A 22,584-nucleotide genomic window follows, 5' to 3' on the forward strand; every position below is an offset into this window, starting at 1 on the left:
ATGTCATCCTCAAGAGCGAGGAACGAGCGAGTTGGGGATCTCTTATCAAACACGATAAACGAGACTCCCTAGCCTGTTTGTCTACACTCTTAATCGTGTGACAAATTTAATTTCTACACCACCAACTCAGTGAAAACCTATGTTTAATTTTGCCAATTTTTATCAACTTATTGCCCAAGATACTCGCCTTCAGCCGTGGCTCAATGTTCTGCCACAACAACTGACCGATTGGCAAAATGCAGAGCACGGCGATTTCGATCGTTGGTTACGTGCACTAAACAAGATTCCACAAGGTATGCCAGATCAAGTTGACCTGAAAAATTCAGTGACGGTTGGCAGCTCAACACCGTTTCACACCGGCGAGCTTAAAAAGCTAGAAAGCCTACTAAAGACCTTCCACCCATGGAGAAAAGGACCTTACACGGTTCACGATATTCATATTGATACTGAGTGGCGCAGTGACTGGAAATGGGATCGTGTGCTGCCACATATCTCTCCTTTGAAAAACCGTTCGGTTCTCGATGTCGGTTGTGGCAATGGCTACCACATGTGGCGCATGCTGGGTGAAGGTGCTCGCTTAACGGTTGGTATTGATCCTTCCCACCTATTCTTGGTTCAGTTTGAAGCGATTCGTAAGTTGATGGGCGATGACCAACGAGCTCACCTATTACCGCTTGGCATTGAGCAACTGCCAAAGCTTGAAGCCTACGATACGGTATTCAGTATGGGGGTACTTTACCACCGTCGTTCACCACTGGACCATTTGATTCAACTGAAAGACCAATTGGTCTCAGGCGGTGAACTGGTGCTTGAAACTTTGGTTATCGAAGGCGACGAAAATGCGGTACTGGTACCGGTTGATCGCTATGCGCAAATGAGAAACGTCTACTTCTTCCCTTCTGCTCGCGCCCTGAAACGCTGGCTAGAGCAAGTGGGTTTTGACGACGTACGAATCGTTGACGAAAATGTCACGACGATTGGTGAACAACGCACAACAGAATGGATGACACACAACTCTCTTCCAGATTACCTCGATCCGAACGATCCAAGTAAAACCGTTGAAGGTCACCCTGCACCAAGACGTGCGATTTTGGTCGCAACAAAGCCATAAGATTGATTCACTCAACGACCATTTTTTGTATTAACTTTGAGTCTAAATACACGTTAATTGTTTAAAAAACGACTGGTGTTTAATAAGTGAACAATTTGAATGCGCAATAATTGGCGTAACGCTCACATTGCGATTCAATATAACCAGACTCTTACAATAGGATGCTTCACGCATCCTTTTTTGTGAGATAAAATCCTAAATAGTCTGAACTATTATCAAATTCTCTAAGGTTTTTTTATGTTTAAGCGATTATCGCCAATTGTGGCGGTGGGTTTGCTCTCTGGCTGCACCCTCACAAATGGTGCAACCTACCACCAAGAAACTCTCGACGCTCTTTCTCGCTCAGAGACAAACATCGCAAATAGGGTTCAAAACCTTGAACTGAAAATAAGTAACCAAAATGACTATATTGAAAGTTTAGAAGGTGAAATTACGGCTCTGTCTAACCAATTAGATGTCCATCTCACGAGAGTCGAAAATAAAGTCACGCAACAGTTAGAGAAAAAGAAACCCATGACCGTTGCTGTCGCTCCTATTCCACCCACTTCACAACCCACTATCCTAGGCGGAATCGAAAAGGTGTCTATCGACTTAATAGCACAAAGCTTTGATGCTCGAGTTGATACCGGCGCAAGCACTTCATCTTTAAACGCTGTCGATATCAAAAAATTCGAACGTAATAGCAAGAACTGGGTTAAATTTCACCTAGACGACAAAGCCCAAGCAGCAGAAGACAAAAAGTGGATTGAAGCGCCAATTCTTCGTTATGTGAAAATTCGTCAGTCAACCAATGCTCAGACAGAGCGTCGAGCTGTCATTGAATTGTGGGTAAAAGTTGGAAATATCCATGAAAAAGCGCAATTTACATTGGCGGATCGCTCTCAAATGACTCACCCTGTATTACTGGGACGTGAATTTATCAAAGATATCGCGTTAGTAGATGTAAGCAAAAAGTACGTACAAACGGAAGCTAAATAACAATAGTAGGGTAAGCTATGACATCCAGAATTCCATTTTATATCTCTATTTTGCTACTCATTGTAGCAGGTATAACACTCAGTATATTTAGACATATGACCTACGGGGTACCGTGGACCCCAGGAGAAACCAAACAAATCTGGGACGTTGAAGCTCGAGTCGAGTTCAATGCTGTAGGCAAAGAAGCAAAAGTTTCGTTAGCGGCTCCTCACACTCAATCTAACTACACACTTATTGGCGAGTCAGCTTCCTCACCGGGTTACGGTATTTCTTATTTAAATACGGAGTCTGGTCGCCGTGCAGAATGGTCGATTCGCTATGCCGACGGCCCGCAAACCATCTACTACAAAACACAATTTTTAGTCGACAACCAAGCCAAAGTGGAGCATATCCCTCCAAAAGGTGAAATTGTACAGCCAAGCTTTGACGGCCCAGAAGAAGCTGCGGCTCTTGCGTTGATTGATCGAGCAACCAAACGCTCAGCAGATAACCTCACATTTACTCGTGAGCTAATCAAAACGCTTAACGATCCCGATAGCCAAAATTCAGCACTCATTCTGAACCACATGACCAAAGTAGAAGCCACACACAAGCTACTTTCAGCCGCAAAAATCCACAACAAAGTGGTTGGTGTTATCGAACTCGAGGATGGACGTCGTCGTCAATCAATTCAAAACATGATCCAGATTTGGGACAATGAACAATGGATTCTATTTTCTCCTGAATCAAGCCAACAACAAATTCAACCAAATCTACTTATCTGGGATGAATCAAACGTCTCTTTATTGGATGTGGTTGGTGGTCAAAACAGTAAAGTGCATTTTTCAATGATTGCCCAAGAAGTTTCACCAACGGAAGCAACCAACAGCAAAATTTCTTCGGACCAGCTATTGAACTTATCCATCCACAGTTTACCGCTAGAAGAACAAGCGATGTTTAAAACCATCATGCTGATCCCCATCGGAGCACTGATTGTTGTATTCTTACGTGTCATCATTGGTTTGAAAACGTCCGGTACATTCATGCCGGTTTTGATTGCGGTCGCCTTTGTACAAACACAATTGGTAACGGGTATTGTCGGCTTCCTATTGATCGTGGGGACCGGCCTTGTTATACGAAGTTACTTGTCCAAGCTCAATCTCTTACTGGTTGCCCGAATATCGGCGGTGATCATTACGGTGATATTGATTATTTCTGTGTTTACGGTGGTGGCGTTTAAGATTGGCCTAACAGAGGGGCTATCCATTACATTCTTCCCAATGATTATTTTATCTTGGACTATCGAACGTATGTCTATCCTTTGGGAAGAGGAAGGAGCGAAAGAAGTTGTGCTGCAAGGTGGCGGGTCTCTATTTACCGCAGTGCTTGTTTACTTAGGTATGACGAACCCCTTCATTCAACATTTAACGTTTAACTTCATTGGTTTACAACTGGTTATTTTAGCAACCATACTGTTACTGGGTAACTACACGGGTTACCGTCTGACCGAGCTTCGTCGATTTAAGCCGCTAACGGAGGACTAAATTATGTTTGAGCAATTTACTTCACCGTTTAAGTTGAAAGACAAAGGCATAATGGGAATGAACAAGCGTAACCATAGTTATATTGGTCGCTATAATGATCGTTCTAAATATCCACTCGTTGATGACAAGCTTAAGACTAAAATCATCGCTGAACAGGCTGGCGCGACGGTTCCAAAACTGATTGGTGTTATTAGTCACCAAGCTGAAGTAAAAACAATACATAAGATGGTTAGAGAGTGGCCTGGTTTTGTAATCAAGCCGGCTCAAGGCAGTGGTGGGAAAGGTATCCTTGTGATCACGTCTCACAAAGATGGCGTTTATACTAAGCCATCCGGTTCGACCATTAATAAACAAGATGTAGAGCGTCACATCAGTAACGCTCTGGCTGGTCTTTTTTCACTTGGTGGTAAAAACGACGTCGCCGTGGTTGAAAACCTCATCAAGTTTGATGAATGTTTCGACGGCTTTAGTTACGAAGGTGTGCCTGACGTTCGGATCATCGTGTTCAAAGGCTACCCTGTCATGGCAATGATGCGTCTATCAACTTCCGCCTCGGACGGTAAGGCAAACTTGCACCAAGGTGCTGTAGGCGTCGGTATTTGTATCGCGACAGGTAAAGCCGTTCGGGCCGTTCAGTTCGACCATCCAGTCACTCATCACCCAGACACAGGAAAAGAGTTAGCGTTACTCAAAATACCACATTGGGAGAAACTACTGACGCTTGCTTCAAGCGCTTGGGAAATGACAGGCCTTGGTTATATGGGCACAGACATGGTTTTAGACCAAGAAGAAGGTCCTATGGTACTGGAGCTTAACGCACGTCCAGGGTTAGCAATCCAAATTGCAAATGGCGCAGGTTTACTGCCTCGCTTACACCATATTGAAAACCTTGGCATACCCGCTGAATATCCAAAACCGACAGAACGCGTCGCGTACGCCGCGAAACAGTTTGGTGTTCACGGCAATGAGCTTGCTTCAGACTAAAAGACTGACTACGTCATTGATTGCTGACGAATTGAGCTAAATAAAAAAACCGCATAACTCTGAGAGTTATGCGGTTTTTTAATGCGTGTCGTTAATTAGCTTAACGCTCGGAACTAAGCTTCTGTTGTTTCGGCTTCAGACTCTCGAATGGGATCAATGCGAACTGCCGCTACTTTAAACTCTGGGATCTTAGCATGCGGATCAGTTGCTGTCGTAGTTAAGCGGTTAACTGGAGATTCGACAAAATGGAATGGAATAAATACCACCCCCTTTTGCATTCGCTTAGTTACAAATGCTGCGATTTCAATCTCGCCACGACGGGTTGATACTTTGAGTATCTGTCCATTCGAGATACCTAACTCTTCAGCATCCTGAACACTGACCATTGCACGAGGCCCTGCCAAATTGTCAAGCCCTTGGGTTTTGCGTGTCATAGTTCCGGTGTGAAACTGCTCAAGAACACGTCCTGTGGTCAACACCAATGGGTAATCTTCATCGGGTAATTCTGCTGCATACCTAAACGGAATCGCCGCCATTTGACCGCGCCCACGAGTAAATTGGGTTTGGTGCATAATACGCGTGCCGTTTGGGTTATTCTTATTACTCGGCCACTGAACACCATTCGCGGTAATATTCTCCCAACGTAACCCTCCATACTGCGGTGTTACACGAGCGATCTCATTGGTGATGTCAGCAACCGTATTATATGTCCAGTCGCCTCCCATGGCATTCGCCAATAGTTGAATAATCACCCAATCTTCTTTTGCTTGACCCGGAGGATTAACCGCTGGATTAACACGTTGAACTCGACGCTCTGTGTTGGTGAAGTGACCGGATTTTTCAGCAAACGAACAAGATGGTAAAACCACATCAGCATACTGAGCCGTTTCCGTTAAAAAGATATCTTGCACCACAAGGAAGTCTAGAGTTTCTAGAGCTTCAATCACGTGAGATTGGTTAGGATCACTGAGCACTGGGTTCTCACCCATGACATACAAAGCACGTACATCGCGATGACAGGCACCATCAATGATCTCAGTCAGCGTTAACCCCATTTCAGCAGGCAGCTCAGAAACACCCCACTCCATGGCAAACTTTTGACGAACCAGTGGGTTATACACTTTCTGATAACCCGGAAGGTTGTTGGGTAATGCGCCCATGTCGCACGCCCCCTGAACATTAGATTGACCGCGCAATGGGTTAATACCACCACCTTCAATACCAATATTGCCACACAAGAGTTGCAGGTTAGCGATTGAGCGAACATTATCGTGCCCAGTCGTGTGTTGTGTAATACCCATGGAATAATAGACAGCCGTACGCTCTGCCGTACCGATCAAACGTGCCATCGCAAAGATATCTTCGGCTTTAACGCCTGTCACCAACTCCACCTTGTCGAGTGAATAACTTGGTGACATGACCTCTTGAAGCAAAGTATCAAAGCCGTCCACACGATCTTCAATATAATCTTGATCATACCAACCATGTTTAATAATCTGCTGCATCACACCATTAATCAGCATCACATCGGTTCCCGGTCGATGTGCTAAATAAAGTTCAGCATGATCGGCAATATCGATCCTTTTCGGGTCAGCCACAATAAGCCGAGCCCCGCCATGCCTAACCGCTTGCTTGATATGCGAACCGATAATTGGGTGTGCCGCCGTGGTGTCTGACCCAATAATAAAGATCACATCCGAGTGTTTGATACTTGGAATATCATTGGTCATTGCCCCACTACCTAGAGAAGCTTCCAAACCTGTTACTGTTGAAGCATGACAAAGGCGAGCACAGTGATCGACGTTGTTGGTGCCGAGTTCACGACGAATGAATTTTTGAAAAGCATAGTTATCTTCATTGGTCGTTTTTGCTGACGAGAACCCCGCCAATGCATTGCTACCAAAATCTTGCTTAATTGCGGTGAATTTATCAGCAATAAGCGTAATCGCTTCATCCCAGCTCGCCGGTTGTAACTGGCCATCTTTGCGTATTAATGGCGTGGTTAAACGCGCATCACTTCCGACAAAGTCAAAGCCGAAGCGCCCCTTAACACACAACATGCCCTCATTTACTGGGGAATCACCGCCTTCGATATAACGGATTTTATTTTTCTGCTCATCGACATGCATGGTTAGCTTACAGCCAACACCACAATAGGTGCAGATGGTATCGACTTTCTTAAGTACATCGGTGTCACCCTGTTTTCTATCACGAGCATCCACCATCGCACCAGTTGGACACGCCTGAACACATGAGCCACATTGAACACAGTTCGAGTCACCCATTACGGTCTTGTTTGCACCAAAATTAGGTCGACATTCAGGTCTTGATGCTGGCTTGCCATCGGATTGCTTCATAAAGCTCAGAACACCATGGACACTCTGCTCGCGACACGCTTGGATACACTGACCACAACTGATACAGCGGTTGGCATCAAAAATGATAAATTCAGAGCTGTCATCGACCACGAATTTCTGCCTTGTAATGCCGTTCTTCGCTTCTTCAGCACGAATCGCCTGCCAACTTTCATTCGATGAGACATCGATTTTGTATTCTGGATGTGTTTGCGTCGCTTTATATTCCGTCGAGTAATCACGTAGGTCACAGTCGGTATTAGCTTGGCAGCCACACTCTAAACATCTTGCCGCTTCTGCCATCGCATCGGCATTATCAAAACCGGTTTCTACCTCATCGAAGCTCTGCTCACGCTGCTCAGGGGTTAACTCTGGCATGATTCTGCGAGCCATACGTTGAATGGATTGATACTGCTCAGGGTCAACTGCTTTTAGCTGCTTTTCCTTTCTTGAATTAAAGGGTTTCGTTGGGATATCATCCATATCACCATGAAAGAATCGGTCAATCGCTTGTGCAGCAATGCGCCCATCGCCCACCGCTTCTACTGCGGTGGCTGGGCCACGTCGGAAATCACCAATACTGAAAATATTCCCTGTTCCGGTATGCATAGTTTGTGGATTAGCATCAGCCGTATTCCAACGCGTTAAGGGAATTTCCAGTGGCTCATTATCCATAAAGCTCAGATCGGGCTTTTGTGACACGGCAGCAATCACCGTATCGAACGCCTCAACAAAGAACTCGCCAGTAGGTTGCGGACTGCGACGACCTGAAGCATCCGCCGGCCCCAGAGCCATACGTTCCAATCGAACTTCAGAGACACGACCATTTTTATCGGCTATGTTTTCTGCTGGGTTGGTTAAAAAGTGGAACTTCACGCCTTCATGTTCAGCTTCTTCGATTTCATAATCTTCCGCTGGCATCTCGTCTCGCGTCCGACGGTAAATTAGCGTGGTATCAGCCCCGTCACGAACGGCGGTTCGAGCGCAGTCAATTGCAGTATTACCACCGCCAATCACAGCCACTTTTTGACCCGTAACATACTGCTTATCGGTCACGTAATCTTTTAGGTAATCAACGCCAAGATAACAACCACCAAGCTCACTACCTGGATAGTTCATTTCAACCGCTTGCGATGCGCCAACCGCTAAACAAACCGCATCAAAATCTTGACTCAAATCAGACAGTGTAAAATCGACACCGAGCTTTTTACCGCACTCAATATCCATTCCATTTCGACACATCAGCTCGATTTCTTTATCGAGTATCGACTTAGGTAAACGATATTCAGGAATACCATATCGTAGCCAACCACCCGCTTGGGGCATCGACTCATAAACACAGACATCGTAACCTTCGTTCGACAGGTAATACCCAGCGGTAAGGCCACCGGGCCCACTACCAACAATCGCAATGCGCTTGCCTTTATTAGGTTTCTTTTCGGGTTTATAGCTCTCTTGAGCGGCTAAATCAGCGTCGGCAGCATGTCGTTTCAATTGGCGAATCGCGATGGATTCATCAACCAAGTTACGACGACATTCGGTTTCACAGAAAGCCGGACAAACACGACCAATCGAAAGTGGCATCGGCAGTGTTTTTTTGATCACTTCTATCGCTTTAATGTGATCATTTTGCGCAATATGATGAAGGTAAGATTGAATATCGACGCCTGCTGGGCAAGCCGTTTGACATGGCGCCTCACAGTCGGCGTAATGATCGACCATAATCCGGTTCAGAGCTTGTTGGCGATGGGTCGTTAATTGTTTTGACTGAGTATTGATATTCAATCCATTAGACACCTCTAGCTCACAAGAGCGTGTCACTCCCATCCCCTCGACTTCGACCACACACAAATCACACGGTACTTTATCCGCTGTTTTATTCAAACCACATAAAGATGGAATCTCTAAACCGCATGTTTTTGCCGCCTCAAGAACGGTCTGTCCTTGTTCGACAATCCGAAACTTACCATCAATGACGATCTGAATCATAACTAAGTCCTGCCTATATCTTTCACAAATTCGCGAGTTATCTACAACTGAGATTAAGTAATACAATATTTTTTAATATTATTAAATCTATATCAATACCATACATTGATTCCGGTTTTGTGCGTGTGACCTCAAACAAGTTCCATTGATATTCGCCACAAGGTATGAGTGGTCCTATCAGTCATCAAAAATGCGCTCTGCGCCGTCGAATTAATGCTTGAAAGTAGAACCCATTGGAGAAAGCAAGATTCTAGGTACAAAAAAGCCCCCAATAGTTAGGGGCTTTGAATCGCGACCATGGAGCCGTTTTCGAACTTATCGCTCAGGCATCAAAGTTACAGCTCAGCTTCTTCGACAAGCTCTTGCACTGGAGAGGCGGGTTTATTTTGAGCAAAGCCACGTAAGCCAACCACATGCACGTGTTCGTGATCTTTAAAGACCTTACGTACCAGTTTGTAGGTTGTGCCTTTCTCTGGGCTGATGTTCTCTGGGGCTGCAATCAGAAGTTGCATACCTAGGCGGTCACACAGCTCAAACAGCGTAGAAATAGATTTCGCATCCAAACGTGCGGCTTCATCAAGGAACAGCAAGCGACATGGCACGATGTCTTTACTACGAAGTCGACGAGACTCCTCTTCCCAACTCTGAACCACCATCAATAGGATAGACTGACCTGTACCGATCGCCTCACCCGTAGAAAGCGCGCCAGATTCCGCTTGTAACCAACCGTCTGAGCCACGATTAACTTCAACACTGAGTTCTAAGTAGTTACGGTAATCCAGTAGCTCTTCACCCAGCACTTGCGGAGAACGTTGACCCATGTCGATGTGTGGGTTCACACGTTGGAACAACTTCGCCATCGCTTCAGAGAAGGTGAAGCGAGTCGTCTCGAACAAGTCTTTATGCTGCTCTTGTTGAGTCGCTAAGCCCGATAGCAAGATTTCGTGGCTTTCACGGATCTTAACATTCAAACGTACGCCTTTAACCTGACCAAAGTAAATGTTCGACAAGCCTTGGTTCAGCATACGAATACGGTTCTGCTCACGCTGAATCGTCTTCTTAATGATGCTTGCTACCGACTCAGAGCTGATCGCTAGGCGGTTTTCACGCAGCGTCAGCTCTTCTGTTAATCGGGCTAACTCAACTTCCATCTCTTCGATGGCTTCAACCGGATCATCCGTATGAATGATGTCTTGGCGAATACGCTCGCGAAGATGTTGGTAAACCGCAATATAGAATAGAACCTTACGCTCTGGATGTGCGTTATCTTCAGATAGACGCAGCGAATCACGTAGATCTTCATTGTCAGCCACAGCCAGACGCAGTGCACCCAGTGATTTATCCGACATTGAGCGAAGTTCGCCCGCCGTTAGGTAAGCCAGTTCACGCTTGTGTAGACGACGTTCAACGTCATTCTCACGAGCTAAACGCAGTACTGAACACCAACCTGCTTTTGCTGCAACAACGAAGGTACGAAGCTCTGTGTACTCTTTCTGTACTTTCTTAAGACGCTTAGCCAGTGCTTTCATCTCAAGTTCAGTTGAGGTGATCGTACGTTCGTATTCGCTCTTACGGCTACGAGAAGTATGCAGACGCTCTTGTAGCTCGTCACGACGACGTACAGCACGCTCTTCAGCACCTTCATCAGCGTTCACACCGAACTCTTGCAGCTCTTGTTTGAACTCTTGAACCGTCTCTTGCTTCGCTTGGTGCGAGCTCTTCAGCGCTGCTAATACTTGGTTGTACTGGTTCATCTGTTCGCGAGCTTGCTTCAAGCCATCGCGGCCTTTCGCTCGAGCTTGTTCTGCTTGAACCAGTTTCGCTTTCAGTTGCTCACTCAGTTCACTGCTCTTATTAAGCAGGTCAACTGAGTCTGCGTAAGCAAAGTAGTGACGACGCTCAATTAAATCAGACAGTGCAAACACTTTACCTTTTAGGTTTTGTAGAGCTTGGTCAGCGTGTTGATATTCCGCTTCTAGCGCTTCAAATTGCTCTGGGTCAGCGTCTAGTGCAGAAACGATTTGCTCTAATGACGCAAGCGCTTTGCCATGAGTGTTCAGGTAAGACTTCGCTTCGCTTAAACGCTCAAGTTGTGCTTCTAATTCAGCAAGGCGCTCAGTCAGAGTTTCGTCTTCTAGAATACGCACCATTGGCGCTAATTTATCGAGAGCACTGAGTGCCTGCTTACTTTGTTGAAGCTGGCTACGTTGCTGTTGCTCTTTAGAATCAAGCTCAGCCAAAGCACGAACAATGTGATTACGCTTATCACGAATCGCAGCAAGTGCTTGCTCTGGATCAGCGTTAAACGCAACGTGCAGGTGCTTCGCAACAAAGCTGTTGAATGCTTGATACAAACGATTCAGTTTTTGAGCATCAAACGCGGCTTTCGCATGGTTCTCGACCACAACGTCACGCTCTTCACGCAATTTATCAAGACGCTGTTCACGAGCCGCACGACCAAACAGCGGGATCTCAGGGAAACGAGAGTAACGCATTTGACGATCGTTTAGCTGAACGCATACTGCACCTTCCAACTCATCAGCATTGAACGAGCTGTCATCAAATGCATCAACATCACCTTCAAGGATGTAAAGGTCGTCTGGGCAATCTTCAAGATCCACCAGCTTCTCTTTAATACCATCAAGGTCAGACACTACAATAGCGTGACGAGCCGGGCCGTACATCGCACTGAAGTACGGTGCATCACCAATCGTGATGTCATCGTAGATCTCAGAAAGCAGCACGCCACCAAGCGTATCCGCTAGGCCTTTCAGGCGAGGATCGTTAGAACCGCCTGGCGAAGCTAAACGCTCAATCTCTTGCTCAAGTTCAGCACGGCGCGTTGCCAACTGATCTTTTGCTACCGCTTGAGATTTCTCGTCTTCAAGTACTTGCTGCATTTGAGTCATGACCGCTTGGCTATCTTCTAGCTCAGCGTCTGTTTGATCTCTTAGTGCTTCAAGGGCATCGTTGGCCGTGATCCACGCAGGAGCAATGGACTCAAGCTTGTGGATCTCTTGATCGTAGTTCTGTTGTACACGACGCTGCTCGCTCTTCGCTTCACGCAGTTCTTCTTGAGCGTACTCAAGAGACTCGATCTGCATGGCGTGACGTTCACGCTCTTCATCGAAAACCGCTTCGTCAGTCAGTAAGACGTTGTGTTGTTTTTGGTATTCAGTCGCCAGCTCGTTCGCTTGACGCTGTTGCGCGACATCACGCGCCATGTCGCGGTGTTGGGCACGCCATTGCTGTTCGTTTTCAACAACGTGTTTTGCGTTACGGCCTTGTTCTAATGCTTGTTTTGCGCGGTGAGATGCGTCTTTACGCTCAACATCGCCCACAATACTCTTAACAAGAGACAATGCTTTGTCGAACTGCGCAGAAGCAGCAGAAGACATGTCTAGTTTATGCTTGGTCGACAGTAGCGTTTGAGTGCTTGATTCTTCTTGTGCTTTTAGCTCAGAAACCAGAGTTAGTGCGCTTTCTGCGGTAATAGCTTCATCACCAAGTAGCTGCTTAGTTTTTTCTAATGCTTGAACGGCTTGCTGGTATTGAAGTGCACGAGTCTGCTGAACGTCCAACGCTTGTTGGTAGTCAGCGAGCTGAGTTTTCAGACTATCCACTTCTTCTTCAGTCATGGTTGCCTGCTCTTCAGCAAGAATGACGCGCTCTTGAGCTTCTTCAACCACCATCATCTGCTCTTCTAGACGCTCATTAAGCTCTTCTAGGTCTTCGCTGTAGCGAGCAATTTTCTCTTGCTGACGAAGTGCAGTTTGAACCAATTGAAGGTGATCCGAAGCCGCTTGATAATCTTGCTCTAGTGCCGATTCTTGATCGACAAGTAACTCTAATTCTTCTTGAACGCGGTTCAACAAGTTGTTTTGATCAAGCAAGGTTTCACGAGAACCAAACAGTTCACCACGGAACTTCATGGTTTGATCAAGCTTGTTACGACGATCGTTGGCATGACGCATGTAATCGGCTGCCACGTAGTTCGTAGATTCAGTAATCAAATGTTTGAACAAGTCACGATCCGACTGCGTGGTTTTGATCACTTCTAGCGTCATGCGGTTTTCACGCAGTGCTGATTCCATGTCTTGGAATGCTTTCTTCACACCACCATTTTGCGGTAGGAGGTAATCACGCAGAGAGCGTGTAATCGCACTTGAAATACCACCATAAAGCGATGCTTCGATCAAACGGTAGAACTTAGAACGGTCGCTGCTGTTACGCAGTTTCTTCGGTACCACACCGTACTCAAACATTTGCGAATGGTAATCAACAATCGAAGAGAAGGCTTTAAAGTGAGCGCCTTCGTATTGCGCGACTGCCGCTTTCACGTCGTTCAACTGACAGACACGAGCGTGGCTGTCTGACACGTTCTGAATCAACACATCTGTTGGTTTCACATGGCTTGGAAGGCCTTGAATAACGAACGGTTTGATGTCGACTTTCTTATCACGACCCGCTACTTGCTGCAGTTTTACCGCAAACAGTAGACGCTGATTACGAGAGTTCACCACATCTAGCGCGGCATAACATGCGCCTGGCTGAAGCTTACCGTAAAGGCCTTTATCACGAGATGACTGTGAGCTACCCGCTTCCGTTGTGTTACGAAAATGCAGAAGGCTTTGGTCAGGGATCAGTGCTGTGATGAATGCCGCCATTGTGGTCGACTTACCGGCACCGTTACCACCAGAAAGTGTTGTAACCAATCCATCTATATCAAAAGTACGCGCAAAAAAGCCGTTCCAGTTGATCATGGTTAATGATTGATACTTACCTCTTTCAATCATGCTTCACCTTCTATTTTGTTCTGCTCGCCAGAGTTTGATTCGTCATCAACACCGGCTTGATCGTTAAAAATGTCATGCTGACTGTTTTCGGTTGCATCTAATTTGGCTTCTGCTGGCTCTTCATGCAACAAGCTGCCTTGATTTGGCTCTTGCGTATGCACTACTGCTTCGCCATCACGGATCAGACGTAACTGAGCTTCTTTCATGTCGTCGCCAACACGAACATCGGCACCAAAACGAAATACCGCTTCACTGATTCGGAATTTGCCCGTTTCACCAATCGCAATCAGCATTCCGATACGACGTAAACGACGTAAAGAGGTCCGCACTTTTTCAAATAGCTTTTCTTTATCTAAGTCAGAACCTGAAGCTCGGTGAGTTGCTAACTTCATCAGTTTCTTCTCATCAGCCAGCGCCATAAGCTCTTCAAACAACTCTTGGTTAGTGAAGATGCCTTCATGCGCTAAACGTTCTGGACTCAAGTATAAGAAACACAATACCTTGCCAACCAACATGTCTAGCTCAGACAATACACTACGACCAATCAGAGACGTAGAACGCGGACGCAAGTAAAAGAAACCTTCCGGCGCTTTTACCAGTTCCGTATTGTAGCGTTGGTAGAAATGCTGAAGCTCAACTTCAAAATCGGACAGCAACGCGTGGTTATCGAGATCTTCTGTTGAAACATGCTTACCTGAACGCAGCATGCTGTCTAGCGCAGGGAACAGTGGGTTCGCTATCGCTTTTACCAGTTTCTCTGGCATGTAATCATCAGTACTTGTTAATGACATTTGCTTGTACCTTTGCACCAAAATCGTTAATTGCCTGCCAATCTGGCTGAATAGCCTGATAGTCAGACTCTGAATAACCTAAGCGCACGGCTTGGTCGACAACAATTCTGGCTAAATCAAAATGGTGTGTGCGAGGGTGTGCTGCGAGGTAATCGCGTAACACAAGACCAAGGTCAATTGGCGCACCTTGCTGTTTGTGAGCTTTTAACATCTCTGCGATTCGGTCTGAAAGCAGATCATTCACTTGCTCAAATTCTTCGTACTCGACATCAATTGGCGCTTGCCCCATCACTTCGTCATCACGAAGCACCAGCGCTTCATCACGAAGATCGGTCAGTTTTTCAGCATCCGCGTAAGTCAGTAGCCAAGGTGCATCAAAGTAATCGGTAACGGATTGACGTAAGCGCTGGCTAAAGGCACGGTTTTTATCCATATCGATGGCGGTACGGATGAACTTATGAACATGGCGGTCGTAGCCAATCCATAAATCGATCGCTTGCTGGCCCCAGCTGGTGATTCGATCGAGCTTCATTTGCAAACCAAATAAGGTTTCACCAACGAACTCGAGCTCATCGTCACCGTAAACAATTTCTTGAATATCGAGGATCTGTGTTTGCAGTTCATCTCCCGCCGCTTGCAAGGTGTCTTGCAACTCTTTTAGCGTCGCTGAGGTTTCTGATAGCAAAGATTCACAGTTGTTAATCGCCTCTCGCCAATCCTTATTTAAAAGGTCAGCAATTTGCTGCTTAACAGTTTGCTGCTGCTCATCCATGACACGTTGGTTAAGATCGATTTGATCGAAAATTTCACCTACAGAGTACTTAAGCACACCGTAAACGTTCTTTCTCCAATGTCCTGGCGTGCCGCCCTTTTGCGCCGCTTCAATGGCTTTTGCCATCTCACCCGCGACCATCGAAAGTTGGATAGACAGTTTTAATTTAGAAAACTGACGGTGACGTAAGTAATAATCGGAAATACCAATCGCTAATGGCGATAAGCGATAAATGCTCGCACCATCCGTTATCTCACTGGTAAAGCGACTAACCAACTTCTGTTTAACAAGCTCATTGATGGCATTGTTGGCTCGAAACGCTGACGCTTCGCCAGTATCTTCAAACAGACGAGTGACAATAGTAAATGCATCGTGCAATTCACCTTCGCCCAACTCTTCATCGAACCTTTCATGGCTTAGTACTGCGATAGCAATTAAAAATGCTAATCGCTCTGGCGGCAAGTTTAATGAAAAATCATGCTGCTTGACCCAGCCCACCAACTCATCAATTGGCTGCTCTTCGGCAGTTTGAGTCATTTCACTCATTGTGGTTCCTGTTACTGTTCTTAGTCATATCAAACAACAAGTCTGATATAACGCCTATTTTTAATACGCAGCTTCATACTATTGCATAACGCGTGTTGTGACATCTTTTACCACATCCATCGCCGTTATGGCTTAGGTTTTTGAGCCCAAACATGAATGTAGCGGCCTAGAGACAAGTATGGCTCTTGGCGGCATAGCTGCTTTTCTAGTTCCAGCACATCTTCAAATTGGTAATCGCCCATGTACTCCATATTGCCTATGTAATCACTGAAAGAGCGAATGCCTGATTTACCGCAAATATCAAGACCTGCATCTTCGATCCATTGGTAAACCTCTTCAGGCTTCAAGCCTTTTTGTGGTTGCAGCTTAAACCGTTTTCGGTGTGGCATCCCATTCAATACATGAGGAATGTTGCCACAAATCACATTTTTCAGGACTAAACCATGGTGGTTATAAAACATAATCGAGGCCACACCACCCGGTTTTAGTTGTTCAAGCAATAAATCAAGCGCCTCTTTCGGGTTGGCTAGCCACTCCATCACGGCGTGAAACATCACCAAATCGACTTGATCATCGAGATGTTCTGCGACTTTTTGCACCGGAGAATGGATAAACCGATATTGTGTTAGTAAACCCGCTTCTGTAATTCCTTCTTGCGCTAGTTTAAGCATCTCAGAAGAGAGATCACATAAAGAAACATTATGCCCAAGTGCGGCGATTCTTTGCGACATCTGTGCAAGTCCGCCCCCGGCATCAAGAACATGCAGCGGTGAAGGACAGCCTTCTAATTGGGTTAAAGCTTGTTCTAAATCTTCCCAAACGATGCTCTGACGGATCTCTCCTTTGTCAGACCCGTAAATATTTTTTGCAAATTTGTGGGCAATATCGTCGAAATTACGGTCTTCAGTCACGGCTACTTGAGTTATTATGTCCTATCATGCCTGCTATTCTGTCACAGGAATTTCAGGAATAAAGAGGCGATGTCTCTTTTTACTACTAAGTGATGTTTTTTCGGACTATTCGGATATGTTTGAGCTGAAAAAAGTAGTGTCTTCGTTATTGATGCCACTACCAGCAATGTTAATTCTCGCTTTTCTGGGTTTAGCCCTAGTGATGTTTACTACCAAAAGGAAGACCGGTTGCCTAGTTACCCTTTCAGCCCTTTGTGGTATTTTCCTGATCGCTTTCCAGCCAGTTTCTAGTCAACTTTTAATGCCCATGGAAAGGCAACACACCGCATTTTTACCTATCGATGATACCGTCGATTACGTTATGGTTCTCGGAAGTGGTCACGTCGTCGACGATCAAATACCGCCAACGTCAGAGCTTAGCCGTACCGGTTTGATGCGTTTAACGGAAGGGATTCGTATTCTACGACTTTACCCAGGAGCCAAACTCATTCTCTCTGGCTACGGGGGGGGTACGGAAGTCAGTAATGCAAGAATGATGGCCAAAGTCGCCTTATCACTCGGCGTGTCAAAACCCGATATCATTTTACTTGAAACCGCAAAAGACACCTGGGAAGAAGCTCGTCAAGCCGCCGCATTTGTTAAAAATAAAAAGATGATTTTAGTCACGTCTGCTAGCCACATGAGCCGTGCACTGAATGAGTTTCATAATGCCGGCATCAACCCATTACCGGCACCCACCAACTACCTTGCACAAGAAGGCATTGTTGAACCTTGGAATAAATACATGCCAAAGGCGCTCTACCTTGAGCAAACTGAACGTTACTGGCACGAAAGAATGGGGTTAATTTGGCAAGGTCTACGCGATTGGCTAGACACCAGTAATAACCATTCAGAAGAGCCTGTTGTTATCCCTACACCTTCTATCTTAGAAGACGATGATGTTACCGCGGCCCTGCCATAAAGCTTTCTCACTTGGTCATGGACTTTGGGAAAGCAATAAGTGAATGACTGAAAAAAATGAGCCGTTATAAAAAAAGCCGAGACATATACTCTGTCTCGGCTTTTTTACGCTTATTGTCTCGTTGCTGATTAATTGTCTCGTTACTGATTAAACGCCACTAAAAACTTTAATCACCGGCGAACATGTAACCTTCACCATGCACCGTTACAAAAATTTGTGGATTCTTAGGGTCAAACTCCATTTTGGCACGCATGCGACGAATCAGTACGTCGATGGTACGATCATTAGGCGCATCCACTCGGTGGCTGATCATGTTCAGAATACGTTCGCGACTTAATACCTGATTAGGGTAAGAAGATAGTGCGACGAGTAACTCATACTCGGCCTTAGTTAATTTCACCGGTTCGCCATTTTTGCTCAGCGCTCGGCGAGGAATATCAAACGTCCATTCACCGAAACGAACAACGGATTCATTGTCATCTTGCTCTTCGTGCCCCGTCGCCGTTTTGCGAGCGGCAGCAATACGCCAAAGTAAGTTTTTAACTCGAACCAACAGTTCGCGTAGTTCAAAGGGTTTAGTCACATAGTCGTCTGCACCCATTTCAAGGCCTACGATTTTGTCGATGCTATCCGTACGCCCAGTAACTAAAATAATTCCAATGTCTGATTGACTGCGTAATTCGCGAGTTAGCATCAATCCATCTTCACCGGGTAAATTGATGTCGAGCATAATGAGGTCAACGCTGTTTTCTTTCAAAACGTTTCTCATTTGAGCACCGCTCTCTGCTTCACTCACGGTGTAACCTTCATTCTGGAAATATCCAACCAGTTTACTGCGGGTTACCACATCATCTTCAACGACCAATACGTGATAGCTCATCTACACCACTTTTCTTATTTAATAGTTTCATTGACTATTCTATTCATAACTAGTAACAATTCTAGTCGTACAGAAGATAAAAGCCAGAAAGATGATTTTTTTTTGATACAAGACAATCTTAAACCTTGCTATTTATCGCTCATCGCAATTCAATATAGGCATTATTGCTAGCGAGTGACGTTGTACTCTACAAATATCACGGTTAGTTAGCCTTCGTAGCCAAGCAATACGAAAGACGATATTAGGATTAATCAAATGAAAGATACGAAAGCGTTCAACGAACAAAGAGCAGAAATATATTGGTGGCTATCAAGCTTATTCGCTAAAGAACTCACTCAAGAAGAGCTTGATCACTATCATTCTGTCGAAATTCGTTCCTTTCTGACTGGTTTAGGGGAAAATGAAACACTTAAGCCAGCAATCGACAGCTTGGTAGACGCGCTCAACCGTTTACAAACTCGTGAAGATGCACAGTTAGAGCTAGCAGCTGACTTCTGTGATCTATTTTTAAAAACGGATAAGCATGGCGCCCTTCCTTACGCTTCAATGTATATCGGTGAGACGGGGTTATTAAACGATAAACCTGCAAAAGATATGGAAGAGATCATGGCGAAACACAATTTAGTCGTGAATCAAGATCTCAAAGAACCAGCAGATCACATTGCCATCGAACTCGACTTTCTTGGCAACCTGATCATCCGCTCTAACGACACTGAGTGTGAGGATGAGCTAGAGAAATCGTTTGCTAGTCAGCAGCAATTTATCGAACAAACACTGCTGACTTGGTTACCAAAGTTCAATGCAAAATGTCACGACATCGATTCATTCGGTTTCTATGCATCGGTTTCATCCCTACTTGTTGCTTTCTGTAACCTAGACACTCTATATTTGGCGGGTGAATAAACGGGCAGTATGACTCGGTCAATAAATTCAGATAATGTGACAATTCACCCGGATTTCTGGGTGAATTTTGTTGCGAGTAATTTCTAGTCAGTTTAAAATTGTGACCGCAAACGATAAAATATGAAATGCTCACGAAATGCTATGCTTATAAAAATTCAGAGCATTTTAGTGTTAAGACAAGCCGCTCAATAGCGGTTTTTTGTTTTTTAGCACTTAGTACCCAAAGAGCCCTACAACTATAAGCTCTTAATTAGGTAGCTTAACGGCTACTTCATCCCATACTTGGGAAAGTAGCTTCTAATAGGATAAAACCATGGCCACTATAAAAGACGTCGCTCGCTTAGCCGGCGTATCGACAACGACCGTATCTCATGTAATCAACAAAACACGTTTTGTTGCAGAAGCAACTCAAGAGAAAGTCAATCAAGCCGTAGACGAATTAAACTACGCACCAAGTGCTGTCGCACGGAGTTTAAAGTGCAATACAACACGCACTATTGGTATGTTAGTAACGCAATCAACGAACCTGTTCTTCTCTGAAGTTATCGATGGTGTTGAGAGCTACTGCTATCGTCAAGGTTACACTTTGATATTGTGTAACACCGGCGGTATCTATGAGAAGCAACGAGACTACATTCGAATGCTTGCAGAGAAACGTGTCGATGGCATCTTGGTGATGTGTTCTGACTTAACAGAAGAGCTAAGAGAGATGTTGGACCGTCACGCTGATATCCCTAAAGTGGTGATGGACTGGGGGCCTGAAAGCTCTCAAGCCGATAAAATTATCGATAACTCTGAAGAAGGTGGCTACCTAGCGACAAAATACCTAATTGATCGCGGTCACACTGACATAGCTTGTTTAAGCGGCCACTTAGACAAAGCGGCCTGTATTGAACGCATCGCTGGTTACAAACGTGCGCTCAATGAAGCACAGATTTCTGCTGATGACAGCATGATCATTGAAGGTAACTTCGAATGTGATACTGCCGTTCTCGCGGCAGATAAAATCATCGAAATGAAAAAACGTCCAACAGCCGTATTCTGCTTTAACGATACAATGGCTCTTGGCTTAATGAGCCGACTACAAGAAAAAGGAATTCGTATTCCTGAAGATATCTCTGTCATCGGTTACGACAACATCGAACTGGCTGAGTACTTCTCTCCACCGTTGACTACGGTTCACCAACCGAAGCGTCGTGTTGGTAAAAATGCATTTGAAATTTTATTAGAACGCATTAAAGATAAAGACCATGAAAAACGTGTGTTCGAAATGCACCCTGAAATTGTTGAGCGAAGCACCGTTAAAACGTTAAATTAATGGTTATATTCTCATCTAATCGTGCGCTCCTTTGGGGGCGCCTTTTTATCAACACAAAAACCTAACTTAGATGCATATAAGAAAGAAGATTAATTGAAGCAGTATCACACTTTTGAATAGCAAGTGTGAGCTTCATTCAACAAAAACTTTATTCTATTTAATCAGTCACGCACAGGGCAAATCACTCGAAAGAGTGAGACGCAAAGCTTCCGGCCTAAACCACTCGTTGGTATGGTAGCGGGGCTACCGATGGCAAAATGCAGTAGTTGCTAATAATTTAGTAATTTACGGCTTATTGACAATTTAGTTGCAACATTTTGCTAATCTCTCGGACCTGCTTATTTGGTGGCGTAGTTCAAATACACCGAGATGAATAACATGGATAAACCGATACTAAAGGACTCAATGAAGTTGTTTGAGCCCTTAGGAAAAATAAAATCACGCTCAATGTTTGGTGGCTTCGGGCTTTTCGCTGATAACACCATGTTTGCCCTAGTGGTAAATGACCAATTGCATATACGAGCAGACAAAAGCACAACGAATCAATTCGAGCAGCAAGGATTTCAGCCTTACGTCTACAAAAAACGAGGGTTCCCTGTTGTTACCAAATATTTCGCTTTGCCCGAGAGCCTATGGCAAGATCAAAAGGAAATTTTGCAACTGGCCAGTGCTTCTTTAGGGTATGCTAAAAATGAAAAAGCTCAGCAATCCTCAGCTAAGCCAACTCGATTAAAAGATCTTCCTAACCTCAGACTCGCGACTGAGCGTATGTTAAAAAAGGCTGGGATAGAATCTGTAGAACATTTATATGAATCAGGCTCTGTAAACGCATTTAACGCCATCAAAGAATCACACGCCTCTTCTGTCAGTATCGAACTGCTTTGGGCGCTAGAAGGTGCTATCAATGGCACACACTGGTCTGTGATACCTCAACAGCGTCGCGAAGAGCTGAGCAATCGAGTTAATTAACATTATCACCCTATGACTAAGCCGCATTTTTGCGGCTTTTTTTATATGTGCTGAAAGTTAATTGACGTTTTGCCTGTCTATACTCAAGTGATGCATTAAAAATTATAGGAAATCGCAATGAGTAAAAAAGTCATATTGGGTCTGGCATTGATCGCCACTATCCTTTTGTTAGGTCTTAACTTTAGCCAATACCTAACACTTGAGAATGCCAAAGATCAACAAGCCGTTTTAAATGACTACATTGATAGCAATTTCATTGCCGCCGCCGCAACCTATTTTGTCGTATATATCATGATTACCGCTTTCTCGATTCCAGGGGCTGCTGTCGTGACGCTGTTAGGGGCTGCGTTGTTTGGATTCTGGAACAGTTTGCTATTGGTGTCTTTCGCGAGTGCCATTGGGGCGACTCTCGCTTTTCTCAGTAGCCGATACCTCTTACAAGACTGGATACAAAGCAAATTTGCTGACAAATTAGTCACGATAAACAAAGGCATTGAAAAAGACGGGTCATTCTACTTATTTTCGCTCCGTTTAATTCCTGTCTTCCCATTTTTTATTATTAACTTATTAATGGGCTTAACACCAATGTCGATCACGCGTTATTACCTGACGAGCCAAATTGGGATGTTACCAGGCACTGCTGTTTTCTTAAATGCTGGAACTCAACTGGCAGAAATCGACTCACTGTCGGGGATTGTTTCACCTTCGGTACTATTGTCGTTTATCTTGCTGGGTGTATTCCCAATAATTGCTAAATGGTTGATGAACAAGTTTCGTTCTGCCCCTGTCGCCGGATAA

At 44.9% G+C, this 22,584-nt stretch carries 14 protein-coding genes, 1 pseudogene and 1 riboswitch; of the genes and pseudogenes, 9 read left to right on the top strand and 6 right to left on the bottom strand.

Going from position 1 to position 22,584, the window contains the following annotated elements; all coding sequences use genetic code 11:
* Positions 1-139 precede the first annotated feature (139 nt).
* The 4 genes from cmoB (at position 140) to OCU36_RS08360 (ending at position 4,596) form a co-directional block, all read left to right on the top strand.
* Positions 140-1,111, top strand: coding sequence for a tRNA 5-methoxyuridine(34)/uridine 5-oxyacetic acid(34) synthase CmoB (gene cmoB / locus OCU36_RS08345; protein WP_261837576.1), 972 nt, complete (start codon positions 140-142; stop codon positions 1,109-1,111).
* Between the two features lie 237 nt (positions 1,112-1,348).
* Entirely contained in the window at positions 1,349-2,089 is a 741-nt protein-coding gene (locus tag OCU36_RS08350) for an ATP-dependent zinc protease family protein (protein ID WP_261837577.1), read from the top strand.
* Positions 2,090-2,106: 17 nt separating this feature from the next.
* Positions 2,107-3,612: an inactive transglutaminase family protein gene (locus OCU36_RS08355; RefSeq protein ID WP_261837578.1), complete on the top strand. Its 1,506-nt coding sequence runs from the start codon at positions 2,107-2,109 to the stop codon at positions 3,610-3,612.
* A gap of 3 nt (positions 3,613-3,615) precedes the next feature.
* Entirely contained in the window at positions 3,616-4,596 is a 981-nt protein-coding gene (locus OCU36_RS08360) for an alpha-L-glutamate ligase-like protein (protein ID WP_261837579.1), read from the top strand.
* Positions 4,597-4,709: 113 nt separating this feature from the next.
* Here the strand turns inward: OCU36_RS08360 and fdhF are convergent, their stop codons facing one another.
* The 5 genes from fdhF to cmoM all read right to left on the bottom strand — a co-directional run bounded on the left by fdhF (position 4,710) and on the right by cmoM (position 16,755).
* Positions 4,710-8,939 carry a formate dehydrogenase subunit alpha gene (gene fdhF / locus OCU36_RS08365; protein WP_261837580.1) on the bottom strand — a complete coding sequence of 1,410 codons (4,230 nt, stop codon included), beginning with the start codon at positions 8,937-8,939 and terminating at the stop codon, positions 4,710-4,712.
* A 335-nt stretch (positions 8,940-9,274) separates the two neighbouring features.
* Entirely contained in the window at positions 9,275-13,735 is a 4,461-nt protein-coding gene (mukB, locus tag OCU36_RS08370; RefSeq protein ID WP_261837581.1) for a chromosome partition protein MukB, read from the bottom strand.
* The gene (mukE, locus tag OCU36_RS08375; RefSeq protein ID WP_261837582.1) at positions 13,732-14,526 is read right to left on the bottom strand and encodes a chromosome partition protein MukE; all 795 of its coding nucleotides are present in this window, start codon (positions 14,524-14,526) and stop codon (positions 13,732-13,734) included. The genes mukB and mukE overlap by 4 nt, the downstream gene beginning before the upstream one ends.
* Positions 14,507-15,844, bottom strand: a complete 1,338-nt coding sequence (gene mukF, locus OCU36_RS08380; protein ID WP_261837583.1) for a chromosome partition protein MukF — start codon at positions 15,842-15,844, stop codon at positions 14,507-14,509. Before mukF ends, mukE begins: the two co-directional genes overlap by 20 nt.
* A gap of 125 nt (positions 15,845-15,969) precedes the next feature.
* The gene (gene cmoM, locus OCU36_RS08385; protein WP_261837584.1) at positions 15,970-16,755 is read right to left on the bottom strand and encodes a tRNA uridine 5-oxyacetic acid(34) methyltransferase CmoM; all 786 of its coding nucleotides are present in this window, start codon (positions 16,753-16,755) and stop codon (positions 15,970-15,972) included.
* A 115-nt stretch (positions 16,756-16,870) separates the two neighbouring features.
* On the opposite strand from cmoM, the gene elyC reads away from it, so the two are divergent.
* Entirely contained in the window at positions 16,871-17,716 is an 846-nt protein-coding gene (gene elyC, locus OCU36_RS08390) for an envelope biogenesis factor ElyC (protein WP_261837585.1), read from the top strand.
* 166 nt (positions 17,717-17,882) lie between these two features.
* Here the strand turns inward: elyC and torR are convergent, their stop codons facing one another.
* Positions 17,883-18,596 (bottom strand): two-component system response regulator TorR, encoded by a 714-nt coding sequence (torR, locus tag OCU36_RS08395; RefSeq protein ID WP_261837586.1) that lies wholly within the window; start codon positions 18,594-18,596, stop codon positions 17,883-17,885.
* 255 nt (positions 18,597-18,851) lie between these two features.
* Here torR and torD point away from each other — a divergent pair, with 255 nt between their 5' ends.
* From torD to OCU36_RS08415, 4 genes and pseudogenes are all read left to right on the top strand, one after another.
* A complete protein-coding gene (gene torD / locus OCU36_RS08400; RefSeq protein WP_261837587.1) occupies positions 18,852-19,499 on the top strand; it encodes a molecular chaperone TorD in 648 nt (215 codons plus the stop codon).
* A 313-nt stretch (positions 19,500-19,812) separates the two neighbouring features.
* On the top strand, positions 19,813-20,817 hold the full coding sequence (gene purR / locus OCU36_RS08405) for an HTH-type transcriptional repressor PurR (RefSeq protein WP_261837588.1): 1,005 nt from the start codon (positions 19,813-19,815) through the stop codon (positions 20,815-20,817).
* A 165-nt stretch (positions 20,818-20,982) separates the two neighbouring features.
* Positions 20,983-21,068: riboswitch (cyclic di-GMP riboswitch) on the top strand.
* A 127-nt stretch (positions 21,069-21,195) separates the two neighbouring features.
* Positions 21,196-21,786, top strand: a complete 591-nt coding sequence (locus tag OCU36_RS08410; RefSeq protein ID WP_261837589.1) for a TfoX/Sxy family DNA transformation protein — start codon at positions 21,196-21,198, stop codon at positions 21,784-21,786.
* A 12-nt stretch (positions 21,787-21,798) separates the two neighbouring features.
* Positions 21,799-22,584 (top strand): annotated as a pseudogene (locus OCU36_RS08415) (TVP38/TMEM64 family protein).

Origin of the sequence: Vibrio artabrorum (assembly GCF_024347295.1) — a bacterium.
In the GTDB taxonomy this organism is placed as follows: domain Bacteria; phylum Pseudomonadota; class Gammaproteobacteria; order Enterobacterales; family Vibrionaceae; genus Vibrio; species Vibrio artabrorum.